The organism is Schleiferia thermophila (assembly GCF_003337435.1).
Classification (GTDB): Bacteria; Bacteroidota; Bacteroidia; order Flavobacteriales; family Schleiferiaceae; genus Schleiferia; species Schleiferia thermophila.
This window is the reverse complement of record NZ_QPJS01000003.1, coordinates 251531-277601: the sequence shown is the minus strand read 5'-3', so window position 1 is coordinate 277601 and position 26071 is coordinate 251531. Positions and strand designations below refer to the sequence as shown.

General features: G+C 43.1%; 23 protein-coding genes. 9 read left to right on the top strand and 14 right to left on the bottom strand.

Going from position 1 to position 26071, the window contains the following annotated elements; all coding sequences use genetic code 11:
• Nucleotides 1-9: 9 nt before the first annotated feature.
• Entirely contained in the window at nt 10-1353 is a 1344-nt protein-coding gene (locus DES35_RS08625) for a TIGR00366 family protein (protein WP_170125728.1), read from the bottom strand.
• Nucleotides 1354-1477: 124 nt separating this feature from the next.
• On the opposite strand from DES35_RS08625, the gene DES35_RS08620 reads away from it, so the two are divergent.
• The 6 genes from DES35_RS08620 to DES35_RS08595 all read left to right on the top strand — a co-directional run bounded on the left by DES35_RS08620 (nt 1478) and on the right by DES35_RS08595 (nt 11711).
• A complete protein-coding gene (locus tag DES35_RS08620; RefSeq protein WP_125039443.1) occupies nt 1478-4096 on the top strand; it encodes a cation-translocating P-type ATPase in 2619 nt (872 codons plus the stop codon).
• Nucleotides 4097-4198: 102 nt separating this feature from the next.
• Nucleotides 4199-4840: a protein-L-isoaspartate(D-aspartate) O-methyltransferase gene (locus DES35_RS08615; RefSeq protein WP_114366343.1), complete on the top strand. Its 642-nt coding sequence runs from the start codon at nt 4199-4201 to the stop codon at nt 4838-4840.
• 110 nt (nt 4841-4950) lie between these two features.
• Entirely contained in the window at nt 4951-7305 is a 2355-nt protein-coding gene (locus DES35_RS08610; protein WP_170125727.1) for a TonB-dependent receptor, read from the top strand.
• Between the two features lie 3 nt (nt 7306-7308).
• A complete protein-coding gene (locus DES35_RS08605; protein ID WP_114366341.1) occupies nt 7309-8181 on the top strand; it encodes a DUF4249 family protein in 873 nt (290 codons plus the stop codon).
• 115 nt (nt 8182-8296) lie between these two features.
• Nucleotides 8297-9250, top strand: a complete 954-nt coding sequence (locus tag DES35_RS08600; RefSeq protein WP_114366340.1) for a pseudouridine synthase — start codon at nt 8297-8299, stop codon at nt 9248-9250.
• Nucleotides 9251-9323: 73 nt separating this feature from the next.
• The gene (locus tag DES35_RS08595; RefSeq protein WP_160171976.1) at nt 9324-11711 is read left to right on the top strand and encodes an AsmA family protein; all 2388 of its coding nucleotides are present in this window, start codon (nt 9324-9326) and stop codon (nt 11709-11711) included.
• A gap of 26 nt (nt 11712-11737) precedes the next feature.
• Here the strand turns inward: DES35_RS08595 and DES35_RS08590 are convergent, their stop codons facing one another.
• From DES35_RS08590 to rsfS, 5 genes are read right to left on the bottom strand one after another with little or no spacing between them, the layout of a single operon-like run.
• Complete coding sequence (locus DES35_RS08590) at nt 11738-12397, bottom strand: phosphatidylserine decarboxylase family protein (RefSeq protein ID WP_114366339.1); 660 nt, start codon at nt 12395-12397, stop codon at nt 11738-11740.
• 2 nt (nt 12398-12399) lie between these two features.
• A complete protein-coding gene (locus DES35_RS08585) occupies nt 12400-13260 on the bottom strand; it encodes a phosphatidate cytidylyltransferase (RefSeq protein WP_051889309.1) in 861 nt (286 codons plus the stop codon).
• Nucleotides 13261-13872 carry an LUD domain-containing protein gene (locus DES35_RS08580; protein ID WP_084180158.1) on the bottom strand — a complete coding sequence of 204 codons (612 nt, stop codon included), beginning with the start codon at nt 13870-13872 and terminating at the stop codon, nt 13261-13263.
• Nucleotides 13873-13885: 13 nt separating this feature from the next.
• A complete protein-coding gene (ftsH, locus tag DES35_RS08575) occupies nt 13886-15979 on the bottom strand; it encodes an ATP-dependent zinc metalloprotease FtsH (protein WP_114366338.1) in 2094 nt (697 codons plus the stop codon).
• A gap of 8 nt (nt 15980-15987) precedes the next feature.
• Nucleotides 15988-16359, bottom strand: a complete 372-nt coding sequence (gene rsfS / locus DES35_RS08570; protein ID WP_037358684.1) for a ribosome silencing factor — start codon at nt 16357-16359, stop codon at nt 15988-15990.
• 90 nt (nt 16360-16449) lie between these two features.
• On the opposite strand from rsfS, the gene DES35_RS08565 reads away from it, so the two are divergent.
• Complete coding sequence (locus tag DES35_RS08565; RefSeq protein WP_037358687.1) at nt 16450-17178, top strand: biotin--[acetyl-CoA-carboxylase] ligase; 729 nt, start codon at nt 16450-16452, stop codon at nt 17176-17178.
• On the opposite strand, the gene DES35_RS08560 is transcribed toward DES35_RS08565, so the two are convergent.
• Together DES35_RS08560 and pyrE are read right to left on the bottom strand one after the other, a co-directional pair.
• Nucleotides 17168-17560 carry a hypothetical protein gene (locus tag DES35_RS08560; RefSeq protein WP_037358690.1) on the bottom strand — a complete coding sequence of 131 codons (393 nt, stop codon included), beginning with the start codon at nt 17558-17560 and terminating at the stop codon, nt 17168-17170. The genes DES35_RS08565 and DES35_RS08560 overlap by 11 nt on opposite strands.
• Before the next feature lie 8 nt (nt 17561-17568).
• A complete protein-coding gene (gene pyrE / locus DES35_RS08555) occupies nt 17569-18219 on the bottom strand; it encodes an orotate phosphoribosyltransferase (RefSeq protein ID WP_037358693.1) in 651 nt (216 codons plus the stop codon).
• Nucleotides 18220-18233: 14 nt separating this feature from the next.
• Here pyrE and DES35_RS08550 point away from each other — a divergent pair, with 14 nt between their 5' ends.
• On the top strand, nt 18234-18839 hold the full coding sequence (locus DES35_RS08550) for an NUDIX hydrolase (RefSeq protein ID WP_037358695.1): 606 nt from the start codon (nt 18234-18236) through the stop codon (nt 18837-18839).
• Nucleotides 18840-18967: 128 nt separating this feature from the next.
• Nucleotides 18968-20338, top strand: coding sequence for a M20/M25/M40 family metallo-hydrolase (locus DES35_RS08545; RefSeq protein WP_037358698.1), 1371 nt, complete (start codon nt 18968-18970; stop codon nt 20336-20338).
• Between the two features lie 159 nt (nt 20339-20497).
• Here DES35_RS08545 and DES35_RS08540 read toward each other — a convergent pair whose 3' ends face one another.
• The 6 genes from DES35_RS08540 to recF all read right to left on the bottom strand — a co-directional run bounded on the left by DES35_RS08540 (nt 20498) and on the right by recF (nt 26058).
• On the bottom strand, nt 20498-21034 hold the full coding sequence (locus DES35_RS08540; protein WP_037358704.1) for a DUF4199 domain-containing protein: 537 nt from the start codon (nt 21032-21034) through the stop codon (nt 20498-20500).
• A gap of 54 nt (nt 21035-21088) precedes the next feature.
• Entirely contained in the window at nt 21089-23116 is a 2028-nt protein-coding gene (locus DES35_RS08535) for a S9 family peptidase (protein ID WP_051889310.1), read from the bottom strand.
• A 256-nt stretch (nt 23117-23372) separates the two neighbouring features.
• The gene (locus DES35_RS08530; RefSeq protein WP_037358706.1) at nt 23373-24038 is read right to left on the bottom strand and encodes a YceI family protein; all 666 of its coding nucleotides are present in this window, start codon (nt 24036-24038) and stop codon (nt 23373-23375) included.
• A gap of 181 nt (nt 24039-24219) precedes the next feature.
• The gene (aroQ, locus tag DES35_RS08525; protein ID WP_037358709.1) at nt 24220-24648 is read right to left on the bottom strand and encodes a type II 3-dehydroquinate dehydratase; all 429 of its coding nucleotides are present in this window, start codon (nt 24646-24648) and stop codon (nt 24220-24222) included.
• 2 nt (nt 24649-24650) lie between these two features.
• Nucleotides 24651-24947, bottom strand: coding sequence for a DUF721 domain-containing protein (locus tag DES35_RS08520; protein WP_037358713.1), 297 nt, complete (start codon nt 24945-24947; stop codon nt 24651-24653).
• Nucleotides 24937-26058, bottom strand: a complete 1122-nt coding sequence (recF, locus tag DES35_RS08515) for a DNA replication/repair protein RecF (protein WP_051889311.1) — start codon at nt 26056-26058, stop codon at nt 24937-24939. Before recF ends, DES35_RS08520 begins: the two co-directional genes overlap by 11 nt.
• Nucleotides 26059-26071 lie beyond the last annotated feature (13 nt).

Genomic DNA, 26071 nt, shown 5'->3' with positions numbered 1-26071 from the left:
CTTCTATGATCATAGCCGCAAAAGTATGCCAAGACTAAATACAATCAGTCCACTAAGCATTATTACCGAAGTATAGCCAATCAGCTCAGCTGCCTTTAGACGTGTGATGTACAGCAAGGGAATGGCCCAAAAAGGCTGAAGCATATTGGTAAGTTGGTCCCCATAGGCAAAGGCCAGCACCACTTTTTCCAGCGGTACACCAAGTTTTAAAGAGGCCTCCACAAGTATAGGACCTTGCACAGCCCACTGACCACCGCCACTCGGAATCAGCAGGTTGACCAGAGCCGAACTCACAAATACTACCATCGGAAAAGTGCTCTGACCTGACTGAGCAACTATCCAATGCGTGATATCCGAAGTCAAACCACTGTAGCGAAGCATTCCTATAATTCCAAAATAAAACGGAAACAACAACAATACTCCTGAAGCACTTTGTACCGACCTGTCGATGGCCAGCATATAGGCCCTCAGACTACCATATATCAGTAGTCCAACAGCCAACAACAACGTGATGACCACATTCGGCGTGAAAAAGTCCAGCGACAAACTTCCGGATTGCAGCATCAAATATACCAGCAATAAAAAACCCATAACCAAAGCCGGCCACTTGCGAAATTCAAGAATTTCAGCTCCTACAGCCATCGATTTGTCCGGAATTTTTATCATCTCCATAGGAGAAACCTCATAAGGCTTATCTCCGGAAGGGCTTATTTTAGCCAATATCCGAAGCAAAACCAGCACCACCAGAAGGACCACAACAGATAGCATCACATTGGAAAAACTGAAAATAGTATCTGACACCGGCAATACATCGGGCACTTGCTGCAGTTCACCTATCAAGGCTTTCAGATGACCCTCTTCAGCAACCTTTAAAGTAGCAGAGCCTGACAGACCACTATGCCAGATCATCATCCCGGAGTAACCTGCCGCCCCGATAAGCGGATAATTGAAAGGCTTACCTTCGCGTCCTAAAGCATATGCTACCATCCTGGCATAAATGGCACCGGCTACCAAACCGAGACCCCAATTGAGCCAGGCCAAAATCATAGAAATCAAACCGGTTATTACCGCTCCCTCTACCCCATTGGCCGGTATGCGTGCCAATCGGTCCAGCAAGCCAAATACACCGGGACTAATGGCTATGGCATAGCCAAAAATTAATATCAGGGCCATCTGAAGGGTAAAAACCATCAGATTGCTGTCCCAGAACCCCCGTTGCCATTGCACTAGCGTAGTGGCAAATGCCCCTGAATCCCCGCCGTTTTTTCCCCAGACAAGTAACATCACCAACAAGGTAATCAGAAAGGCAATTCCAAACTGCCCAGGTAGAAACCTCTCAAAAACTAAAGCCAACCTTAAGCTTTTGGCACTTTGACGATTGCTCACCTCAATTTTAAATTTTCACAAAACAAAGTATTGTCATCTTTTGGCTCAAAAAGATTTTTTTTATTTATTCCCGCTAACCAATCAAAATCCAATGGCTCCATACCAACTTTCAGTACAGGATGCTCTTGAACATTTTACCACCCGGATCGAAGGTCTCTCTCAGGAGGAAGTAATGCACCGGCAATCCAAATACGGAATGAACGAATTGCCAGAAAAACAAAAAATACCTGAATGGAAAAAGTTTCTCCTTCAGTTTCACAATCCGTTGATCTATGTGCTCTTAGCTTCATCGGTGCTCACAGCCCTTCTTCAAGATTGGTTGGATACCTGGATTATCCTCGGCGTGGTTGTGATCAACGCCATTGTAGGCTATGCTCAGGAAGGCAGAGCAGAAAAAGCCCTCGATGCCATCAAAAAGATGGTCAAATACGAAACCACAGTAGTACGTGGAGGTTTGGTACTCCAGGTCGACAGCAAAGAATTGGTCCCCGGAGATATTGTTTTGATTAAAGCCGGACAACGTGCAACTGCAGATATCCGACTGATCGAAACCCACTCCCTGAAGATGGAAGAGGCCATCCTGACAGGAGAGTCTGTACCGGTTGAAAAACACATACACCCCATCGAAGGCGAACACCTGCCCGCCGAACAAAAAAACATGATTTTTTCAGGTACTTACGCTACCTACGGCCGCGGCAAAGGAGTAGTAGTTGCCACAGGCCAAAATACCCAGCTCGGCAAAATCAGCGGACTACTCACCGATATTGCCAGGAACTCTACGCCTTTGATTCAGAAAATGGATGATTTCTCCAGAAAACTATCGTTCGCTATACTCGGGGTTTCAGTGCTCTTTGGCCTTATTACCTGGTATTTACACCATTCGGATATCCAGGAAATTCTGGTCAACACCATAGGTATTATCGTAGCAGCCATTCCGGAGGGACTCCCAGCCATCATCACCATCACTTTGGCGCTTGGCGTGCAGAATATGGCACAGAATCGTGCCATCGTACGCAAACTCCCGGCTGTAGAAACCCTGGGCTCCGTCACCGACATCTGCTCCGATAAAACAGGCACCCTTACCAAAAATGAAATGACCGTAATGGAACTCATCTCCCCTGACGCCAATCTGACCTTCACCGGCTCCGGTTACGAGGTCACCGGTAAGGTCTCTGGCAATCTGAACAATGAAACCATACAGCGATCCATTCGGATTTTTAACCTCTGCAACGACGCTCAGGTATATCTCAGCAGCGATGAAAGCAAACTGTCCGGTGATCCAACCGAACTCGCCCTTAAAATAATGGCCATTAAATCAGGCCATTCCGATGAAAATGTACAAAGACTGGCCGTTATACCCTTTGACTCTGCCCACAAATACATGGCGATACTTATAAAAGAACAAGACAGTAACCTCATCCTGGTCAAAGGAGCACCCGAAAAAATACTTGACAGATGCTCTCTCACATCTCAAGATAAAAAAGCCCTTACCGAAAAATTCAACCAAAAAGCAGCACAGGGCTATCGAATCATCGCCTCAGCATGGAAATCAGTCGGTTCAACTGTAGAAACTCTCAACGACAACGATATCCATGAGCTTCATTTTGCTGGATTTGCCTGCATCATCGACCCTCCACGTCCTGAAGCAGCAGATGCCATAGCACGGTGCCATGAAGCAGGTATCATCGTAAAAATGATCACCGGCGATCATATAGAAACAGCCGGAGCTGTAGCACAAAAACTCGGTATTAAAAATCCTGAAAACAAAGTCGATGGAAACTACCTGGAATCGCTACCCGACGAGCAATGGCCTCAGGTAGCTCTTTCCTGTAATGTGTTTGCCCGTACAACCCCTCATCACAAACTGAAATTGGTTAATGCCCTGCAGGCGCAAAATCGCATAGTAGCCATGACAGGCGACGGTGTAAACGATGCCCCCGCACTGAAAAAAGCAAATATTGGCGTAGCCATGGGCATCAAAGGCACCCAGGTGACCAAAGATGTATCAGACATCGTACTTACCGACGACAATTTCGCCACCATAGCACACGCTGTCAGACTCGGACGCGGAATATTTGACAACATCCGAAAGGCCATCATCTTCATCTTACCAACCAATGCAGCTGAAGCACTTAGTATCCTGGCAGCACTTCTGGCCGGTGGCACATTGCCAATCACCGCTCCTCAAATTTTGTGGATCAATATGGTCACCACCGTTACACTGGCACTGGCACTGGCCTTCGAGCCAACGGCAGACAATGTAATGAAGCGCCCACCCAGAAACCCCTCAAAACCCATTCTCGACTCCTACCTTGCCTGGAGAATCCTCTTTGTCGGTACAGTGTTATCGGTGATTGTATTCGCTTTATTCAACTACGCCCTATCCACCTACCAGTCCATCGAACTGGCTCGTACCATCGCCGTAAATGCGCTGGTAGCTGGTGAAGTGTTCTATCTTTTAAATTGCAAACACATCAGACACAATGTATTCGACAAATCTTTTTTTAACAATGTACACATCTTCCGCGCCATTGGCACACTTGTCATTTTACAACTGGCTTTTACATATCTGCCCTTTTTCCAGGGCATCTTCAAAACCGTTCCTCTGGCCATTTATCACTTCGGACTGGCTCTGCTCGGCGGAGTCTTGCTTTTTTTTACCGTTGAATTAGAAAAATTTGTCATGATTAAGGTGCTCAGGCTCGGCTGAAAATTTTAACAACCGATTTTCAACAAACCGATTTACTTGTTCAAAAAAATTAAAAGCCACTTTTTATGCGAATCGCTTTATTTGAGGTGACTTTTTACCCAAATGACAGACTCTGAAAGACACATAGGAAAGCGAAAACTGCTGATCGAATCCCTTCGGGAAAAAGGAATCCAGTGCGAGCGCACCCTCCGCGCGATGATGCAAGTGCCCCGACATTTGTTTCTGGACTCTTCTCTGGAAGACCTCGCATACAGCGACCAGGCACTCCCCATAGCAGCAGGCCAGACCATCAGCCAACCATACACGGTCGCCTTCCAAACAATGCACCTCGAGATTCAGCCGGGGGAAAAAGTCCTGGAAATCGGCACTGGTTCTGGTTATCAAGCCTCAGTTTTGTTTCACATGGGTGCCAAAGTCTTTACCATCGAGAGGCAATGGGAGTTGTTTCGCTTTTCAAAGCTCATACTCACTAAACTCGGCATTCGATATACCGGAAAGTTTGGCGATGGCACCGAAGGAATGCCTACCTATGCCCCCTTCGATAAAATCATTGTCACAGCCGGAGCCTCACGGGTTCCCCCCAAACTACTTCAACAGCTCAAACCAGGTGGTAAACTGATTATTCCCGTCGGTGAAGGAATACAGAAAATGACCCTTATCTCCAAAAAATCTGAAAAAATATTCACTGCAAAAGTCTTGGGAGATTTTAAATTTGTTCCATTGCTCGAGAATAAATCCGTCTGAATACTCAGCTGTAATGCTGACTCAAACTTTGTAAAAATTACATTAATTCTTATTTTATAACAAACCAATCGGTCAAAAAGCCTGTAATGGTAAAAAATAGTAGTATTTGGATGAAAAAACTGGTGACACTGGCAGGTGTCCTTCTCTCTTTGTTCTCCGTTGCACAAAGAAAAATAACTCTCAGCGGATACGTCCAAGACGCCAGCAATGGTGAAAGCCTGATAGGAGTAAATATATACGAAAGCAATAAAACAGCAGGCACCACATCCAACGAATATGGATATTACGCACTCAGTTTGCAGCCAGGCAGATACGTGATTATCTTTCAGTATATCGGCTATCAGACTGAAAAAAAAGAAATAACCCTCACACAAAACACCAAACTCGACATCCGCCTGAAACCCGAAACCCAACAACTGGCTGAAGTGGTGGTAAGCACAGAAAGAGCTGACCGAAATGTGACCTCAGTAGAGATGAGCACAGCAAAACTAGATGTGAAAGAAATCGCCCGGGTGCCCCAGCTTCTTGGTGAGGTGGACATCATCCGAACATTGACTCTCATGCCCGGAATCACCACAGTAGGTGAAGGCGCGAATGGATTCAACGTACGAGGAGGTAACATCGACCAAAACCTGGTATTGCTCGACGAAAGTCCCCTTTACAACTCCACCCATCTCTTCGGATTTTTTTCCATCATCAACGCCGATGCCACCAAGGATGTGAAAGTGTATAAGGGCGGAATACCTGCCGAATACGGCGGCCGACTCTCCTCAGTCGTCGACATCCGGCAAAGAGAAGGCAATGACCAGCGGTTTTCCGCCATTGGTGGTATTGGTACCTTATCCAGCCGGCTCACCCTCGAAGGCCCGATTCAACGTGAAAAAGCAAGCTACCTCATATCCGCCCGAAGATCCTATGCCGACCTCTTTCTCCGGCTTTCACCTGACTCCAACATCAACAATAACATCCTTTACTTCTATGACCTGAATACAAAAATCAACTACCGCATCAACGACCGCCACAGAATCTACCTAAGCGGATATTTCGGCCGCGATGTACTGGGAATTCGAAATCTGGTCAATTTCAATTGGGGGAACATCACCGGAACTGCCCGCTGGAATTGGGTCATCAGCGACCGACTATTCAGCAATACCACACTTGTAGCTTCCAATTATGATTACAGCTTCGGAACACCGGAAGAAGAGGAATTCAACTTCAGATTGCAATCTCAGATTAGAAATTACAATTTCGGTCAGAAATTCACCTTCTTTCGAAGCAATAAGCTCACCGAAGATTTTGGCTTTAATGTAATCTATTACGACTTTTTACCAGCAAATGTCACAGGTACCATCCCTCTGAGATTGCAAAATGAATATGCCCTTGAACCTGCAGCGTACTACAGTGCCGAGTGGAAAGCCACCAACAGATTTACACTTCAATATGGTTTGCGATACTCTATGTTTTACAACATAGGACCTTACAATCTGACCCTTTATTCCAATACATCCTTTCCGCGAGAAGACGAAATCATAGACATCGTCCCCTACAGAAGTGGTGAAGTCATTCGGGAGTTTGTCGGACCAGATGGACTGGAGCCACGCATCGGTATGAATTATTTGCTCAATGATGAGTCTTCTGTCAAGCTCTCATATAACCGAATGCGGCAATACATTCACCTGATCTCCAATACCACCTCAGCCCTGCCCATCGACCTCTGGCGACCATCAGGCCAATACATAGAACCCTCCACTGCCGACCAGATCGCCATAGGATACTTCCGCAACTTCAAAAACAACACCTGGGAAACCTCTATTGAATTTTTTTTCAAAGACATGCGCAATCTGGTAGACTATAGGGATGGTGCCGACCTCTTCTTCAACGAGCGCATTGAAACACAACTGGTAGCAGGACTCGGCCGAGCCTACGGCGTTGAAATACTCATCCGCAAAAACACAGGAAAACTCACCGGCTGGATCGCCTATACCCTGTCTCGCTCCGAACGCCTGGTACGGGGCAATCTGCCCGGTGCCACCATCAATCAAGGCAATTGGTACAAAGCCAACTTTGACCGCCCTCACGACCTGGCCATCGTGGCTTCCTATCAATGGAACAATCAATGGGAAACCGGGGCTACTTTTATCTATCAGACCGGACGCCCATTTACCATTCCCTATGGCAGATTTGAAACCGAAGGCCTTATTGCCCCATACAATCCGCTGCGAAATAACGGTCGCATACCAGACTTCCACCGACTCGACCTATCAGCAACCTATTACCCCAAATCATACTTCCACAAAAAGTGGAAATCCTACTGGAATTTCGGAGCCTTTAACCTATACAACCGCCGGAATGCGTTTTCCGTCTATCTGCGAGAAGTAGAAAACCAGCCCAATCAGACCGAGGCAATCAGACTCGCCATTCTTGGCAGCATCATCCCCTATGTCACATACAACTTTAAATTTTAAGTCATGATGCAGCAACACTTTAGACATATCCTGTATCTGATACTGGCTGTAAGCTGTTGTACACTTACCACCTCCTGCGAAGATCCAATCTCACTTGATATTCCGGAAAATCCCCCCCTGTTGGTCGTAAACGGACGGGTGACAGATGCCGAACCGGCATTTGTATACCTGACTACTACCGCCCCCTATTTTCTTCAAGATGTCACTCCCAGAGTGACCAATGCCGAAGTACTTCTCTACGAAGACGAAGAACTCATCGGTCTAATGATACCATCTGATACTGCCCCTGGACGATACGAGCTCAATTATACAGGCACCGTCGGTAAATCCTACCACCTTAAAATCACAATTCCAACAAATAATTCTGCCAGTCTGGAACCCGGCATCTATCATACTCTACCGGAAAGATTAAACAGAATCTTCGAATTAGATTCAATTTTCCTGGAGTTTCAACCACCCCGACCTCCGTTTCCGGGAGGATTCATTCCAGCCATAGCTTTTAAAGAGCCCGAAGGACCCGGCGACATTTACCAGGTCCGCCGTTGGAAAAACGATACCATCTTTCGCAACGTCTTTTTTACCATAAACGATGAATTTGCAGATGGGTTTCACTTTGGCAATCCTCCCATTCCTCCTGTCAGACTCGGGACACTACTTGAGCCAGGCGATACTTTCTGGATTGAAATTACTTCTATCACAGCCCGATACGACCAATATTTGCGCGTACTTCTCGACCAGACCTTTCGTTCAGCTGGTGTTTTTGCTCCACCTGCTGCACCAGTGTACGGAAATGTTTTTTACGCCGATGGAAGGAATGCTTTAGGCTACTTTTCAGCCTCCGCCATTCGATATGCAGGTATACGACGACCAGATTAGCAAATTCACAAAGGGTCACAATTGCCATTTTTCTGAAAAAATCATTTAGTTATCTCTTTCAGCGGCAGATTCCATATGCATAATTGCGGTACCTTTGCACGCATAATCGATTAAAATGACCTACAGGCGGGACAAAAGAAAAGGCTCCGGCAATAAAACGCCTTTTGCCCGGGAGGGTAAACCCAACTCAAACCAACCATCGGAATCAGAAAGCCCTTTAAAGAAAGACTTAAAAGACAAATCATCTTATGATGCATTCAAAGACAGAAATTTCGGTTCGCATTTCAAAAAATTGCAAAAAAGAAACATTGACCAAAATAAAAAGCAGGTACAGAATCAACCTGCTGAAAAGGAAGATAAACTGATCAGGCTTAATAAATTCCTGGCACACGCAGGTATCTGTAGCCGCAGAGAAGCCGACGAGTTGATTAGACAAGGATTGGTTGAAGTCAATGGAACCATTGTAACAGAACTCGGCACCCGAATCGACCCGGAAAAAGACATCGTCAGATACGGAGGCAGCATCGTCAGAGGTGAACGAAAAGTTTATATCTTACTCAACAAGCCCAAAGGATACATCACTACTACCAAAGACGAAAAAGCCCGAAAAAATGTAATGGAACTGGTAGCAGGAGCCTGCAGAGAGAGAATTTATCCTGTTGGCAGGCTCGACCGCCAAACCACTGGCCTGCTGCTGCTGACCAACGATGGAGAACTTGCCAAAAAACTCACACACCCATCCCATGGTGCCCCTAAGCTGTATTATGCAATCCTGGATAAAAATGTTGCCCCCGGCGATATGGAAAAAATACGGCGCGGAATTATCCTCGAAGATGGTCCCGCTCCGGTTGATGAAATAGAATATGTAGAAGGTAAAGATCGCAATCACGTCGGCATAAGGCTTCATATAGGCCGAAACAGAATCGTCCGAAGAATTTTTCAACACCTCGGATATGAAGTCATAGCTCTTGATCGGACTATGTTTGCCGGTCTTACTAAGAAAAATCTTCCAAGAGGCCACTACAGATTTCTCACTGAAAAAGAAATTGGAATGCTCAAAATGCTATAATTAGCTATTTAGCGTTTTTCAAAAAAGTATGACTCCACCGGGAAAAAGCCTCTTAAAAATTTTCACGGGCATAGTGCTGATACTCCTACTGGTCTTTGGGAGTGTAGCCGGATACTTTTTACTCAACAAGGAAAAAGTCATCCGAGCCGTCGTACAACAGCTCAACCAGAAGCTACAGGTTCCCGTGGAGGTCAATACTATTGATGTGAGCCTAAGGCACTTTCCTCAGTTGTCAATCGTCTTTACCGATGTCAAATGCAAAGAAGCTACCGTAGAAGCAAGTGATTATTTGTTTGCAGCAAAAAGAGTCTATTTCAATTTCTCGCTCACAGATGTTCTTTTCTCCAGATATTACATCAATGAAATACAGCTGGAAAAGGGAGAAATCACAATCAAATTTTTTGAAAACGGCACCCACAATTTCCAAATTTTCAAAGAAGATTCCGGTACAGATGAAACACCTTTTAATATCGACAAACTCTCTTTAAAAGATATCGTATTCAGATACAGTGATTTTCGAGAAAAAATATTTTTAACACAAGCAATTCATCAGGCACTAATCCATTCAAAATTTGGAAAAAGAAATTTATACACCGGCAGTTGGATTGCGACAAATATCTCATTCAAATTTGAGGACTTTCACCTCGAAGAAGAGATTCAACATAAAGCGGATTTTGACATCTCTATTGATAAAGAAAACACCTTACTAGCTCTGAAAAATAGCTCAATTGATGGGATTTCATATACACTCAATTACACTGCAAATAATACCAATAAAGAAGTAAAATTTTCGGTCCCTGAACAAAAATTTTTTTCATCCAATATTGTACGAACTTTAGTCTATAGGATAACCTCTGATTTTCAGCTAAAAAACGATAAAACAACAGTAAACATCCTAGGCAAAAGCAATGGAGAGAAATGGAAATTTTCCGGAGATTTTTCAACTGCCATAAAACAATTCAACTATCGAAATGGAAAATACAATGCCGAACAAATACTGTGCGATGGAAATTTTGATTTTGAAAACAAAGAAAAGTATACAGTTGCTCTGAAGAGTTTGTCTGTAAAACAGGGTGCTGCTACCTGTACAGGAAATGTTTACACAGCAAAAGAAAAGAACAAGATCCTATACGGAGGAAACCTGAGTCTGTCTACCACACCCTCCGATTTGGCCGTCCTGGCAGGCATATCCCACCTGACAGGCAGCGGTATTTTAAAGGCTGATTTGGAGTTTAAACATCAAATCAAAGCCTCTGCTACAAAAGACAAGGCACGGATCTTACCCGAAAAATTCTCCTGCACTCTTGTTTCTGACAATCTGACCCTAAACTACGGTTTCAACAACATTTTCCTTCCATCTATTCATTGGCACATCAGCGATGAACGTATGGTATTAAAACAACATTCTGAAATCAACGGAAGAAAACTTTATGCGGATCTTTTGGTCTCGGGTTTTACCAACTGGCTCTTAAAGGATGAAATGCTCTCGGCAGAAGGGTCTGTTTTCATTGATCATTACGATGAAAATTTCTGGAAATCAGACCTCAAAGAACCCAATACTCCGGGACCCCTATCACTCATTCAGTCACTGAAACTAAAACTGGATTTAGAAATAGGGAAATACATCGCCGATCAGCTAGTTTGCGAGCAGATTAAGGTATCCGTTGTTAAGTACACAGAAGATTACATAAATATAGAAAATCTTCAAATGAATGTATTGGGCGGCTCAGTGATTTTTAAAGGTCGGCTTGCCACCCAAAACTCAACAGCTCTACCCATATTGATAAATGGAACTGCAGAACTGAATAAGATAGACCTCTCCAGACTTTTGCAAAGTTTCAACGACTTCGATCAACACGAATTAACCCATAAAAATCTGTATGGCAAACTCTCTGGAACCATACAATTTTCAATCCCTATCGACGGGAAGTTTGATCCTGATTTCAGAAAAATTAATGCCCAATCCAATGTCAGGGTGACCAACGGAAGGTTGTACAATTTTGCTCCTATTGAAGCCCTAAGCCGGTTTGCCGATATTGAAGAGCTCAGAGACATCCGATTTGAAGAACTCACCAATAAACTTGTAATAGAAAACCAAATGATTCACATTCCTCAGTTTTCAGTTCGTTCCAATGCACTGGATCTTATCTTAGAAGGCACACATACCTTTGACAATGAAGTAGACTACAAAGTCGGACTGAATTTAAGCGATATTGTATATCAAAAAAGAAAGCGGAAAACATCCATTAATGAATTGATATTTGAAGAAGACCAGGACGGTGCGAAACTCTGGATCAGAATATCCGGCAACATTACATCCCCAAAAATCACCCCGATCAAGGCAGAACTTATAAGCCAAAAAACAACAATTTTCAGAAATTCTAAAGCTCAAAGCCAGGACTCAATCCCCAGCAAAAAACCTAGTAAAACACCCTACAGGTTTGAGTGGGACGAACAGTGACGCTACTACTTTTTTCCAGGAGCTGATTACCTCTTTTCGGCTATTACCGTGATTCCTCCTACGGTCCTGTCTCCGATTTTTACCGAAGGTACAGTACCAGGAGGAAGAAAAATATCCAGTCTGCTGCCAAACTTGATAAAACCACTTTCATCGCCCTGTCTTACTATGAGACCCTCTCTTGCATACATCACTATCCGACGGGCTACGTATCCTGCAATTTGCCGGTAAAGTATCGGGCCCCATACAGGGTTTTGTATCACTACAGTGGTGCGTTCATTGAGGGTGCTTGATTTTGGATGCCATGCCACTAAATACTTTCCCTGGTGATGCTTGGCATACTCTATTTTCCCACTCACCGGATATCGGTTGATATGCACATTGAGTGGTGACATAAAAATGGAAATTTGTAACCTCTTGTCTTTGAAAAACTCCTGCTCCTCAACCTCTTCTATAATTACGATTTTACCGTCTGCAGGAGCTATAATTTTATTTTCATCTCTTAAAATTTTTCTGTCCGGATTTCTGAAAAACTGCAGGACCAGACCATACACTATCAAGGATGCGATGATTGAAACATTTCTGATCCAGATTTCATCCGTGAGCCAATGGACCAAGACATTGACTGCAAACAATATAACCAGGGTAACAAAGAGAATCGTATATCCCTCCCGATGGATTTTAATCATATTCAAACGATTATTAAATAGCTAAAAAAGAATGCCGGTGAAGCAAATAAAAAACTGTCAATACGGTCAAGGATACCTCCATGACCTGGAATGAGTTTACCGCTATCTTTTACACCAGCTTTGCGCTTGAGGCCTGACTCAAATAAATCACCAAAAAACGCAGCCAAACCCATTGCAATTCCCAGCATTATGACTGAAGAAACATTTTCAAACGGAAAAATTTCTTTGTAAAACATCAAATAGCTGAGGCCCAGCACACCTAGCAATCCACCGGATAGCCCTTCCCATGTTTTACCCGGCGAAATGGATGGTGCTACCGGATGTCTACCGATCAATTTACCTACCATGTATGAGAAAGTATCAAACACCCACATATACATAAATATGACCAACACCGGAGAAAGAAGGATGCTTTCGTCCACTAAATCCAACTCCAGGGCAAAGATGACCGGTAGCATCACATAGGCAAATGGCAAAATGGCATACCAACCCAGACGAAAAAACTTCACAATCACATACACCACGAAAATCGATAGCCACACCCATCTCCATTCAAAAAAGTTTTTGACCAAAAAATCAATCTGCAGCCTATTGAGCACAGAAACATATAAGCCAGGATTCATCGGATCATAGAAAAGAGTATTGAGCAGTACGGTGCTTATCCAAGGCAAAATACTTAAAAAAAAGATCCAGTTCCAAAGTTTGTACTGTCTGCTGCTCTGATGTAAGAGAATCTTTAACTCTCCCAAAGCCAGTATCCCCATGCCATACAACAAGATTGGCGATAAGTTGTAATAGGTAAAAATCAGGATTACCAACACATACAGAAGTCCATAGGTACTTCTCAGAAAAAATTCTTTCATTCAGTAGGTAAGAATCAGATAAATGTTCTTAGTGGCAGAGACAGAGTTTGGATCTTCAAATCCGTCGCTTTTCGGTCCTTTCAAAGTAGTAATCATCGACGGTATCTCCTTGGGTGGATATTTCATTTTTATGGCTGTAAGAGCATTGTTGAGTTTATCTAAAATCTGGTTTGTTCTGGCAAATACAATGATGGTATTGGGAAGACTATTGATTTTATTGTGAAATGTCTGGTTTGCAGTCACCAGTATTGCTCCCGTTTTTACAATGAGAAGCTCACAAGTGATAAAAGCTGCATCGGCTGGCTTTGACAATTCGGTAAAACATTGGATTCCAGACTCAAGCAAGAGATTTTTCAACTTTGGATCGTTGCAGGAAATAACCTCTGCATTTTCCTCTTCTGCTATATTTTTTAGCGTATCTAAAATTTCCTCCTTATTTTCACAAAAAACAAATTTTCCACCGCTTTCTGTAAATTTTCTGGCAAATATTGCCTCTGGAAAATCTGTATTTTTCGGTTCATTGGAAGCCGGGGTCTCCTGAAGTTTTTTCTTTTCAGAAGACCTTCCTGCCAATGTTGAAAGTATTTTTGAAAAGAAGGATGATTCTCCCATCAGTTTATTCTAATTAAGCATTCCTGACAGCTACATCAGAAGTAACTTCTTCACTGTCTTTTTTATCGCTTTCAGGAGCATGGCCATTTTCAGCAGATGTATTTTCCGTTTTTTGTTCTGAATTTTGGTCTTTATCCCACTTTCTCCGGCCGAAAATCTGCTCTAAATCCTGACGGAAAATAACTTCTTTTTCTAGCAGAAGTTCCGCCAGTTTCGAAAGTTTTTCTCTATTCTCTGTTAATATCTCTATGGCTCTTTGATACTGCTTGTCAATGATTTTTTTGACTTCTTGGTCGATAATTTCAGCGGTTCGTTCGCTGTAAGGTTTGCTGAAGCCAAATTCATTTTGCCCTGATGAGTCGTAGTAGGTGATGTTGCCAATTTTTTCATTCAGGCCAAAGATGGTGACCATAGCGTGTGCTTGGCGGGTAACCTTCTCCAGATCGCTTAAAGCACCGGTAGATATTTTATTGAATATTACCTGCTCGGCTGCCCTGCCTCCTAATGCGGCACACATTTCATCTTCAATCTGTTCGGCTGTGGTGATTTGTCGTTCTTCGGGCAAATACCAGGCTGCTCCAAGAGAGCGGCCTCTGGGCACTATTGTGACTTTGACCAACGGGGCAGCATGCTCCAGCATCCAGCTTACTGTGGCATGACCCGCCTCGTGGTAAGCGATGACCTTCTTCTCTTCCGGAGTGATGATACGGGATTTTTTCTCCAGCCCGGCCACAATTCTATCCACAGCATCAAGGAAATCCTGTAGTTCAACCACCTTTTTGTCTTTTCTGGCAGCTATAAGTGCCGCCTCATTGCATACATTGGCAATATCAGCCCCCGAAAAACCAGGGGTTTGCTTGGCTAAAAAGTCTATGTCCAGATCCTGTGCGTATTTGATACGGCGCAGATGTATTTTAAAAATTTCCTTGCGCTCATTAAGGTCCGGCAAGTCGATATAAATTGTACGGTCAAATCGGCCGGCCCTCGTAAGTGCACGGTCCAATATTTCAGGTCTATTAGTAGCTGCCAGTACAATCACTGTCTCATTGGTCTGAAATCCATCCATTTCTGTAAGCAGCTGATTGAGCGTATTCTCCCGTTCGTCGTTGCCTCCACTGAATGAGGCCTTTCCACGTGCCCGTCCGATGGCATCTATTTCATCAATAAATATGATAGACGGCGCTTTTTCTTTTGCTTGTTTGAAAAGGTCGCGCACTCTTGAAGCACCGACACCGACAAACATTTCCACAAAATCAGAACCCGAAAGGCTGAAAAACGGAACTTTAGCCTCTCCGGCTACTGCCTTGGCCAACAGTGTTTTACCAGTACCCGGTGGCCCGGCCAAAAGGGCTCCCTTCGGTATTTTACCTCCGAGATTGGTATATTTCTCAGGATTTTTTAAAAAGTTGACTATCTCCTGTATTTCTTCTTTGGCCCCCTCCATGCCGGCTACATCCTTGAAGGTGACCTTTACATTGGTATTTTTATCAAACAGCTGGGCTCTGGATTTGCCAATATTGAAGATTTGACCCCCCGGGCCTCCACCCATGGTACTCATTCTTCGCATGATAAACATCCAAATCAGAAAAATAAACAGAAACGGCAGCACCCACGCCAATATATCGCTCCAGTAGTCCTTGCGTTCTTCGTAGGTGACTGGTACTTTTCGTCGATCGAGATGCTCGTTATCATCGTAAAACGAGCGCAGTTCGTCTCTGAACGCATCTGCAGGCATTTGAAAGACAATGTGTGGGCCCGGTACTACTCCGGAACCCGTACTTTTAGCCCTCAGGTCTTCAAATTCTTCTTTCTCTCTGATGCTTTCCTGTTTCAGAAATACCTGAATTTCTTTGGAGTTTATCACCCTGATTCGCTCTACATCACCTTTTGCCAAATACTCAGTCAATTCATTGAAGCTGCCTTTTTTGGCGGTAGTGTTCATCATTCCAATCAGTTGAATGCCAAATATTATGGCAATCAGGATGATATAAATCCAATAGAAATTAAACCCGCGTTCGCCGTCAGGTTTTCCTTGTTCGTTGGGATTGGGTCCGGATTTTTTGCGAAATTGCCCAAATCCCGGCTGTGGTTTTTTCTTTTGTGCCATGGTGAATTTTAATCGTTTGAAATATCAGTGATTCTGGCATCGCTCCAAAGACCATCGAGGTCGTAAAAAGTTCTGGCTTCGGGCAAAAAAATGTGAACCACCACATCTATATAGTCTAACAACACCCACTGTGCATTGGTTTTTCCCTCTATATGCCAGGGCTTTTCGCCAGTATTCTCAAGTACTTTTTTCTCTACAGATTCCGCAAGAGCACTTACCTGAGTGGTCGAATTTCCCTCAGCAACAATAAACGTATCACACACTGCCTTTTCAATGGCCGAAAGATCAAATATCCTTATGTTAAATCCCTTTACTTCCCTCAGACCTTCTATGATTGAGAAAACTAAACTGTTGGTATCTACCTGATGTTTTATCTGCATGAATTTTAATTAATGGACAAAGATAATTTTTCTGACTTTGCCATTTCAAACAATAAAATTGCCATACGTTTTCTTAACAGTTTTCTATAGATGTTTTCTATCATCAGCTTTCCTGAACTTCCATCCACAAACGATTACCTTAAACATTTGGTTGAAACACATAAGGCGCCTGATAACCTTCTGATTTTCACTCTTCATCAATCAAATGGAAGAGGACAGTTTCAGAGAAAGTGGTTCAGCGAGCCTGGCCTGGACCTAGCCTTTAGCTTTTATCAACGAAAAAATTTGGACAGCACACCCTTTCAACCGGCACTATTTGTAATGTCAGTTTGTCTGGCGTTGGTTAAAACTTTTGACACTTTTGGCATCAAATGCAAAGTAAAATGGCCTAACGATTTGCTGTATGGCAGCAAAAAAATTGCTGGTGTATTGCTCGAATCATTTGTTCAGGATAAGAAAATCCACATCATCACTGGTATTGGTATTAATATGAATTCCCATCGGAACAATGATGCTGAATTAAACAGCATCTCCATGCTCGACATCAGAAAAGTACTGACTGGGCCTGAAGATGTACTGAAAGCGTTCGAACAGAATTACGAAAGCGTAATGAACTTGTTCGATGATGATCTTGTGTTGGAAACCTACAACAAAGCGCTCTACAAGCTCAATGAAAAAGTATCCCTGAAGATGAATTCGGAGGGTGAATGGATCACAGGAATCCTTAAGGGAGTGGATGCCAGGGGTAGACTCTGCCTAAAGACTGGCTCGGGAATCATCCATGTACACCATGGGCAAGGCAGCCTGGTCAGAGATTAGCAGCCTTATCAGCCAGTTTATCTATAAAATTCTGAAGAGGTTTTTCCAGCATCATCCTCATCATCATGTTCACTTCACCGTCAAAAGCAAATTGTAGCTCAGAAATTCCCTCCCCGATTTCTTGGATAAAACAGCTGAGTTGAAATTTTATTGGTGAATTAAACGACTCGAAAGTGACCTTTTGATTGGCTACTGTTTCCTTGATTTTTAAATGTACCTCCGGAAATCCCTTAAGACCAAAGGTAAATGTGTCTCCATCTGTCTTAAATTCAGCTACTTCGGATGGCATTAATTGTCTGTAATTTTCCAGAGAACCTGTCAATTTCCCGAAAATCAAAGCAGCCGGTTGATTTACTTGTATTTTTTTACTGGTTAGGTTCATTTTATTTTTTATTTATTTTGATTACCCCAATCTGCGGGATTTGTTTTCCAAAGTTGTAGCTGCTCCAACTCTTTTTCAGTTATATATCCGATTAGTTGGGCAGTCTCCAATAATGAGTCGTAATTGCTGAGTGTGCGCATTTGAAGATTTTCTCGCTCAAATGCCTGATGTGCCTCTTTAAAACCATAAGTAAAAATTGCTTGTACACCCAGCACTTTAAGACCCGCATCCTTAAGAGCGTCGATGGCATTCAAAGAGCTTTTTCCAGTTGAAATAAGGTCTTCAATAACCATGACGTTTTGTCCGCTTCTGGCGGTGCCTTCTATCTGGTTTTTACGGCCATGAGCCTTTGGTTCTGGTCGTACATACACAAACGGCAAGCCCAGCTGATCAGCCACCAGAGCACCAATGGCTATTGCTCCTGTAGCTACGCCAGCTATGATTTCTGGCTTTGGAAAATTGCGCTCCAGACTTTTAACCAGCTCATCACGCACAAAAGTGCGAATGGCCGGATAAGAAAGTATGATGCGATTGTCGCAGTATATTGGTGATTTCAGACCACTCGTCCACAGAAAGGGATTCGTCAGATTTAACTGAATCGCATTGATTTGGATAAGGAACTCAGCGGTTTTCCTGGCAATATCTTTGTCTGCATTCATAAGGCCGCAAAAATATGTACAAAGTCAACATCCAAAATTCGATGATCACAATCGGCGAGACGCCTTTCAGGAAGCCTGATTGGGTCATTGATTACTATAATAATTTTCCTTTTGATAAAATAATCAATCAGTTGGAAAATTCTCCTTTGGAATTGTATTACCACATCAGAGCCAATAATGCTGAACATGAAGCTTGGAAAGAATTTTCCGAATACTTCAAAATTATTTACGCAGCCGGAGGAATTGTTAAAGACCAATATGGAAAAATTCTTATTATCAAACGGCATGGGAAATTTGATCTGCCAAAAGGCAAAGTTGAAGAATTTGAAAATCTTAAAGAGGCGGCTTTACGTGAAGTATATGAAGAGTGCGGTATTTCGACATGTGTTTTGGTGAGCGATCAACCTATTATCACCTACCATACCTACACTATCGACACCCATAGGGTTCTGAAAAAGACTCATTGGTTTCTGATGAAAACTAATCACGAACCCGACAAACTAATACCGCAAACCGAAGAAGGAATTACAGAGGTCTTTTGGGTCGATCCTTCAGAATTGAAAACCATTTTTACAAACACCTATCCAAATATCAGAGACCTACTGCAGCAAGTATCTTAAAGTCATTTAATACGATTTGTTTTTACCAATATTTTTGTGATTCATACTAATTGCTGGTTTAAATTTCTTTTCTTTTCAACCCTGAGCCCATTTACTTTCGCATTTTACATTATATCCAGCGCAGTGTAATGAGAATACTAATAATCTTACTCTTGATGGCCTTATCGGCCGGGCAGTGCTTTGCCCAGCTAGACCAGTTGTCAGAAGATGTGAAAAAAATATTCTATCATGCCCTCACAACCGAACAAAGCTATCATTGGTTGCGAAGTCTATGTAAAGACGTAGGCCCCAGACTTGCCGGATCACCAGGCGATCTGAAAGCCGTAGAATGGAGTTCCACTCTGATGAGAGACCTAGGATTTGATACGGTCCATATCCTCCCAGTAACCGTGCGCCATTGGGAGCGCGGTAAAGAAAAAGCAGTACTGAAAGTCGACGGCAAAAAAATTCCACTTGCAGTGACAGCCCTCGGCGGCTCAGTATCTACAGGTAGCAGGCCCCTTAAGGCTCAGGTCATTGAGGTCCGCGATTTCGACCAGCTCGAAGCTCTTGGGGAACAGATAAAAGGAAAAATTGTATTCTTCAACTATAGAATGAGAAAAGACTTTATCTCCACAGGTTCAGGATACGGGGATGCAGTAAAATATCGCTGGTCAGGGGCCGCAGAGGCTTCAAAATTTGGTGCTGTCGCAGTTCTTATCCGTTCGGTAACCACAAGAGCCGATGACCATCCACACACCGGAATACTGACATACCAGGATGCCCCAGTAAAAATTCCAGCAGGAGCCTTAAGCTACCAGGCAGCAGAACGCCTGGAGCAAATCCTCAAAAAACAACCCAACACCATCCTTGAACTGACCCTTGAAACCTTCGAACGGGATCCGAAAACCTCTTATAATGTGGTGGGTGAACTCTTCGGCAGTACATACCAAGACAAGGTACTACTGGCCGGTGGACACCTGGACTCCTGGGATCTGGGTGAAGGTGCACATGACGACGGTGCTGGTGTTGTACACAGCATAGCTGCCGCTGCATACCTCAAGCAGCTGGGTATACAGCCCAGACACACCATAAGAGTTGTACTATTTGCCAACGAAGAATTTGGACTGGACGGCGCTAAAAAATATGCTCAATGGGTAAAAGAAAGCGATACCAAAAAAATCCTACTGGCCGTAGAAAGCGATGGAGGGGGCTTTTCGCCAAGAGGTTTTACTCTTGATGCTCCCGACTCCATTGTTCAAAAAGTTCGAGAATACAGAGAATTGTTTTACCCTTACGGCATCTACGAAATCGGTAAAGGTGGTTCCGGAGCTGATGTAAACCAATTGAAATTTACCGGGGCAATACTGGCTGGTCTCAGAGTGGATGGCCACCGTTACTTCGACCTGCATCATACCATAAGAGATGTATTTGAAGAAGTCAACCCACGCGAACTGGAAATGGGCTCAGCTGCTATGGCCGCTTTCCTGTTGATTTTTGACCGATTGATTTTCAATTGATGGATTGCTTTTTGAATAATGGAATTGGTATCCCAGTTTTTTAAGTATCACGATATTTAAAAATACCGTAAATATCCTCTGCAAGAGCTGCACTCCTATAAAATCAAAAAGCTTTGCGAAAAAAAGCCCCAGCGGTCATCAGGGGCTTTACGGTTTTTTTTATGCCTTTTGTGGATTCTTTTTCATAAAAGCAGCCAATACTGCCGAGACAGCTGCGTAAAATGCCAAACCTAAGCCAAAACCTCGCAGTTGTGTTAGAAAGTCAAATGATTTATCTAAACTTTCAAGGGCTTCATCTATTTTTTCCTGGGGCACAGAAAACCGCTCCATGGTTTCTTCCATTTTTACACTGAGCATTTCAATGACGGTCTGTGCAGCATCTCTATCTATCACATTGAAAATTAATATTGTAATCAATGTGTTGATCAAGGTTCCGGCAAAAGCCGTAATGAAAGAGCTGACAAACGCTTCTCTGAAGTTGATATATCCATCCATTGCTTTTCTTGCTGTATTAATGCTAAGTACCATCATGAGAATACCGATAAAAAACAAAACAGTCCCGGCCCATGTGATGGTAAATAATTTGAGATTGAACAGGTATGCCACAAGCGTGTACCCTCCAGAGATTGCTCCGAATATGTATCCGTTGTTAAGCCCGATGTTTTGGGCTATTTTCAGATTTGACGAGGTTTCCATGATGTATGTATGTTATTGGGTTTAAAAATATTGTTTCTTTAAGAATAGCGTAAATTAATTTTTTAAAAAGCTATCCAAAAATCTGAAAAATTCCGAATGCCAAATCAGAGCATTTTGTGGTTTTAGCACCCAATGCCCTTCATCCGGAAATAGCAACAGTTTTGAGGGAAGGTTTCTCAGCCTTGCAGCCTGAAAAGCCTGAAGGCCTTGCTCAACCGGCACTCTGAAGTCCAATTCACCATGAATAACCAGCAGAGGAGCCGTCCAGCGATCGACATAGAGATGAGGAGAATGCTTGGTATAGCTCATCGGTATTGGCTTGTCCCAATAGCTGCCGCCCAGGTCCCAATTGGCGAAGAACAACTCTTCAGTTGTTCCATACCAGCTCTCCATATGAAACAGACCACAGTGTGAGATGAGCGCTTTAAATCTGCCTTCGTGCAGACCGGCAAGCATATACACAGAATATCCGCCATATGAAGCACCTACAGCCCCCATTTTTTCTTCATCGGCCCAGGATTCGGCAGCCACATGATCCACTGCACTCAAATAATCGCGCATAGGTTGACCACCCCAGTCACCTGAAATGGCATCATTCCACTCACGCCCAAATCCGGGTACTCCTCTTCGGTTGGGCGCCACTACGATATACCCTTGTGACGCTATTACTTGAAAGTTCCATCTGAAACTGTAAAACTGAGACACAGGACTCTGCGGGCCTCCCTGGCAATAGAGCACTACCGGATATTTTTTGTTTTCATCAAAATCGGGCGGTAAAATTACCCAAACGAGCATCTGACGTCCATCGGTAGTAGGTACAAGCCTGCGCGTCACAATCGGTTTACGAATTGTCTGAAAAATACTGCTATTGACTTGCGTGATTTGCATAGCCTGGCCTTTTCGGTCTATTCGGAACACTTCAGGCGCGTGGTTCATATCCATCCTGGAAGCCAGTAGAATTCCGGCGGCAGTTTTTATACTTCCATAATTAAACCAGCCAGACGTAACCGGAGTAAATGAAGTTCTGATGCGACGAGGGTCAATGCGCACCCTTCCTATTTGTACAGTTGCGCTATCGTCGTACGTGACCAAAAGGCTGTTGTTCGATTCCCATACCACATCGTGCAGATAGAAATCGTCCAGGATCATGTGGGTCTGCCCGGTGGAAATGTTGTAAATCATGAGCCTGGGCACATCGCTTTCAAAACCGTCCCTTTCCATACTGAGATATGCCAGAAGACGCCCATCTGGCGAAAGAGTAGGATTTAAGTCATAGCCCATTTGCCCGGCAGTAATGTTGGTGGTGGTCCCGGACTCTGTATCATATCGGTAAATATCCGAATTGGTACTTAGGGCATAGGCTTTTCCGCGTAATTTTTTAGATGTGTAAAATATGTATCGCCCATCAAAAGTTCCGGTAAATTGCTCTGTTCCTCCAAATGGTTTAAGCGGTGCATCGTAGGGTTCATTTTCCATTATGTCTTTAAAAACAGCCTTTTTAACTTTTGAAGTCCCAGGGGGTACATCTGCATAAAAAATATGCTGCACCTGATTGTCCTCCCAATAATTCCAATGACGGTACATCAGATCGTCATAAAGCCTGAAGCGGGCTTTGTCCAAATTTTTATAAGTAGGAAGCTTATAATCTGAAGCAGAAACTTCTAACACTACAAAAATCCGGTACGTACCATTGGACAATTTTTGAACTTTACCCATTGAGATACCCCCCTCGATATCTGTCAATTGTGTAGTTTGGTTACCAGACTTTACGAATATCTGTCCTCCCGATATGTAATATACCGTATTGTTGTCGATAAAACCGGCAGAGCTGACAGATACTTCTTCACCGGCTATTAAAACTGCCTGTCCTCCACTGATAGGTAATTGATAGACCAGCTTAGTGCCTCGATTGTCCTGTATATCGTAAAAAGTAACTCCATAAAGCAATGAGCGACCGTCTGGCGATAAGTCTTCCAAGCTTACCCTACCCAGACGCCAGAGCAGATCAGGGGTCATAGTGATTTGAGCTCTGACTGAAAACGTTATCAGGATTGAGAGAAAAATTACTTTTTTCAATTTCATTGCCGGAACTGAATTATTTCGAGCCCAAACTTAGACATATTTTGCAAAAAAATAGAATAAACATATAAACCATTAACCTGAGAAAATTTTGAATGCCAATGGCTTATATGTATGTAAATAAGCGACCGCAATGAGGATGTATCCGATTGGCTGCTTCATTGATGTCGTTAAATAATCAATTTGGATAGAGATTTATTTAAAATAAAAAAAGCGCACCCTGTTTAGGTGCGCCTACTAATTTGAATAAGTGATTTTATTAGAATTTTCCTTTCACATTGAGAGTGAGCAAAAAGTTGTCATCGATCAGCTGCTCTTTCAATACACCAGCGATTCCGGATGAGCGAAACATTACATTGAATTGCGTTCTGTTTACTCCGAATTCAGGGGCCTGAATGCTTACTCCATTTTCATCTACGGTGATTGTGGCCGGAAAGGAAATATTTTTGGTAATTCCCCGGATGGTAAGGTTACCGCTTACGATATGTGTGGTGCCTTTTTCAGCATTGGCTTCTTCGGTCACATTGGTAATTTCAAATACAGCCGTAGGGAAGGAATCAACGGCAAAGAAGTCATTGCTTTTAAGGTGAGATACGAGTTTGTTGTTGTAGGTTTCATCTTCCAGGTCGGTGCAAACGATGGAGTTCATATCAATTACGAAACGTCCACCAACGAGTTTGCCATTATCAAGCTGGAAATTACCTTCCAAAAGGTTAATGGTTCCAACATGAAAGTCGGACGAATAGGTCTTGAAACCCTTCCAGTTGATAGAACTCTCATCTGTAGAGGCTACCACAGAGGTCGCTGTCAAATATACGGGCACATCCTGGGCTTCGGTAGCTTCCACAGCTTCGGTATTGCTTCCACCGCATGACCAAAGCAGCGCAGCTGCAGAAATAATGGACAAAATGTGATTTTTTTTCATAGCTTCTTTGTTTTTTATTTTCGAACAACAAAGGTAGCAGATGACACAAACTACAAAAAACATGTAGCTACATGCATTGCATTAAATTTCAGTTAATTTTACTTTGGCATCTTTGATTAATAATTTTTTAAAAAGGAAGTAGTTATGAATATAGGCTCATTAAAAAAATTACAGTAAAAACTTACTTTTTAATCAAAAAATAATGAAGGGCCAGGGTATAGGATTCTGGGCCAAAACCAAAGATAACTCCCTTGGCATAGGGAGAGATATAAGAAGTGTGCCGATAGGATTCTCTGGCAGCCAGATTGGAAATATGTACTTCTACCAATGGAGTTGACAGGGCTTTTACAGCATCACCTATAGCTACAGATGTATGCGTATAGCCGCCTGCATTTAGCACTATGCCATCTGCCCATGTATCTGCTTGCTGTAATTGGTTGATAATTTCACCTTCCAAGTTGGTCTGAAACGAAAAAAGCTGCATTCGATAGGGTGTGAATTCCTTTTGCAACTGTTGAAATATCCCTTCCCAGGTGGTTGTACCATAAATCGAAGTTTCCCGTTTGCCGAGCAGGTTGAGATTAGGTCCGTTTAGTATCAGTATTTTCATTTTCAGAGAAATACTATTTTTTTTACTACAAAGTTTTCACTTTGAAGTTCCTCGTTTAGTGCCTGAATGAGTTTTTCCTGGTGCATCCAGAGCTCTTCTCTCAGTACTGAGGAATTCAGCCCGACAGTGAGCACATTTTTTTGGTAGGCTAGCGATGTAGTATGTGCCTGAGCTACAGGCCCCAATAGGCTGTACCATGCTTTTTTTGCTGCTGTTTCATTCATTTTGTCGCCCCATTTATACTTTTTCTTCAGCAACTCGATAACTTCGCCGAGCGAATGTTCATTTTTAGGCTTCATGGTGTGTAATTTTTTGATGTTCGTCCAGCATAAAAAATTTAGAGTGGCTGCCTGTCTGCTGTGTCAGCATTTTAACCCGTTCGGGATGGGTATCTGACAGAAAAATCTGCCCAAATTTCATTTCCTGTACCAAGCGGATCACTTGTGAGGCTCTTTTCTGGTCCAGCTTGTCAAATATATCATCAAACAGCAGGATTGGCGAAAGCCCGGTTTGCTCTTTGATCACTGCGTAGATGGCCAGCTTCAGAGCTATCAGAAAGGACTTTTGCTGACCTTGACTGCCAAACTTTTTCAAAGGTTGGCCATTGATATACATTTCCAAATCATCCTTGTGAACCCCTCTGGTAGTGTAGAGCAATTCTCTGTCTTTTTGCCGCGATTGGGCTAGTAGTGCCGCAAGGTTGTTGTCGGCCAGGTCACTTTGATAGCGGATGGAACAATGCTCACGCGCAGAACTAATGGTGTAATAAAACCGGGATAGGTACTGGTCGGCAGCAGCTAAAAATGAATTTCTGGCATTGTAAATATAACTGGCAAAAGGGTCCATCTGCTCGTCATAGAGGGTCAGTATATCGTGCTGCACCCGACCGGATGTGTCCGCTTCTTTCAAATATGCATTACGCTGTTGGAGCAATCTGTTGTAGCGTTGTAAATTGTGCAAATACAAGCCATCGGAGAGCGAAAGTGCCAGATCCAAAGTTTTACGACGTTCATCACTGCCTTCATAGATCAGATTGGTGTCTTGTGGTGAAATCACTATCACTGGAAGCAGTCCAATGTGTTCACTCAACCTTTGATAATTTGAATCATTACGCTTCAGGACTTTTTTTTCTGACTTTTTCAGGCTTACTTGAATGACTTCCAAATTGCCAATACGGTCGAATTCTCCTTTGATAAAAAAATAATCTGCACCAAATCTAATACACTGAATGTCAGTTGTACTCAAAAATGATTTGGTGGTGCAGAGGAAGTGTATGGAGTCCAATATATTGGTCTTACCCACACCATTGGGCCCGATAAAACAATTAACTACCGGACTAAATGATAGATGCAATTCCTCCCAGTTTTTAAAGTTGAGTAAGGCAAGAGATTTTAATGTAACGTCGCTCACAATCTGCAAAACT

What these genes read in the sequence shown, in the direction of transcription:
- DES35_RS08620 (WP_125039443.1), top strand. Translation starts at nt 1,478, where the DNA reads ATGGCTCCATACCAACTTTCAGTACAGGATGCTCTTGAACATTTTACC.
- DES35_RS08615 (WP_114366343.1), top strand. Translation starts at nt 4,199, where the DNA reads ATGACAGACTCTGAAAGACACATAGGAAAGCGAAAACTGCTGATCGAA.
- DES35_RS08610 (WP_170125727.1), top strand. Translation starts at nt 4,951, where the DNA reads ATGAAAAAACTGGTGACACTGGCAGGTGTCCTTCTCTCTTTGTTCTCC.
- DES35_RS08605 (WP_114366341.1), top strand. Translation starts at nt 7,309, where the DNA reads ATGATGCAGCAACACTTTAGACATATCCTGTATCTGATACTGGCTGTA.
- DES35_RS08600 (WP_114366340.1), top strand. Translation starts at nt 8,297, where the DNA reads ATGACCTACAGGCGGGACAAAAGAAAAGGCTCCGGCAATAAAACGCCT.
- DES35_RS08590 (WP_114366339.1), bottom strand. Translation starts at nt 12,397, where the DNA reads ATGATTAAAATCCATCGGGAGGGATATACGATTCTCTTTGTTACCCTG.
- DES35_RS08585 (WP_051889309.1), bottom strand. Translation starts at nt 13,260, where the DNA reads ATGAAAGAATTTTTTCTGAGAAGTACCTATGGACTTCTGTATGTGTTG.
- DES35_RS08580 (WP_084180158.1), bottom strand. Translation starts at nt 13,872, where the DNA reads ATGGGAGAATCATCCTTCTTTTCAAAAATACTTTCAACATTGGCAGGA.
- ftsH (WP_114366338.1), bottom strand. Translation starts at nt 15,979, where the DNA reads ATGGCACAAAAGAAAAAACCACAGCCGGGATTTGGGCAATTTCGCAAA.
- rsfS (WP_037358684.1), bottom strand. Translation starts at nt 16,359, where the DNA reads ATGCAGATAAAACATCAGGTAGATACCAACAGTTTAGTTTTCTCAATC.
- DES35_RS08565 (WP_037358687.1), top strand. Translation starts at nt 16,450, where the DNA reads ATGTTTTCTATCATCAGCTTTCCTGAACTTCCATCCACAAACGATTAC.
- DES35_RS08560 (WP_037358690.1), bottom strand. Translation starts at nt 17,560, where the DNA reads ATGAACCTAACCAGTAAAAAAATACAAGTAAATCAACCGGCTGCTTTG.
- pyrE (WP_037358693.1), bottom strand. Translation starts at nt 18,219, where the DNA reads ATGAATGCAGACAAAGATATTGCCAGGAAAACCGCTGAGTTCCTTATC.
- DES35_RS08550 (WP_037358695.1), top strand. Translation starts at nt 18,234, where the DNA reads ATGTACAAAGTCAACATCCAAAATTCGATGATCACAATCGGCGAGACG.
- DES35_RS08545 (WP_037358698.1), top strand. Translation starts at nt 18,968, where the DNA reads ATGAGAATACTAATAATCTTACTCTTGATGGCCTTATCGGCCGGGCAG.
- DES35_RS08540 (WP_037358704.1), bottom strand. Translation starts at nt 21,034, where the DNA reads ATGGAAACCTCGTCAAATCTGAAAATAGCCCAAAACATCGGGCTTAAC.
- DES35_RS08535 (WP_051889310.1), bottom strand. Translation starts at nt 23,116, where the DNA reads ATGAAATTGAAAAAAGTAATTTTTCTCTCAATCCTGATAACGTTTTCA.
- DES35_RS08530 (WP_037358706.1), bottom strand. Translation starts at nt 24,038, where the DNA reads ATGAAAAAAAATCACATTTTGTCCATTATTTCTGCAGCTGCGCTGCTT.
- aroQ (WP_037358709.1), bottom strand. Translation starts at nt 24,648, where the DNA reads ATGAAAATACTGATACTAAACGGACCTAATCTCAACCTGCTCGGCAAA.
- DES35_RS08520 (WP_037358713.1), bottom strand. Translation starts at nt 24,947, where the DNA reads ATGAAGCCTAAAAATGAACATTCGCTCGGCGAAGTTATCGAGTTGCTG.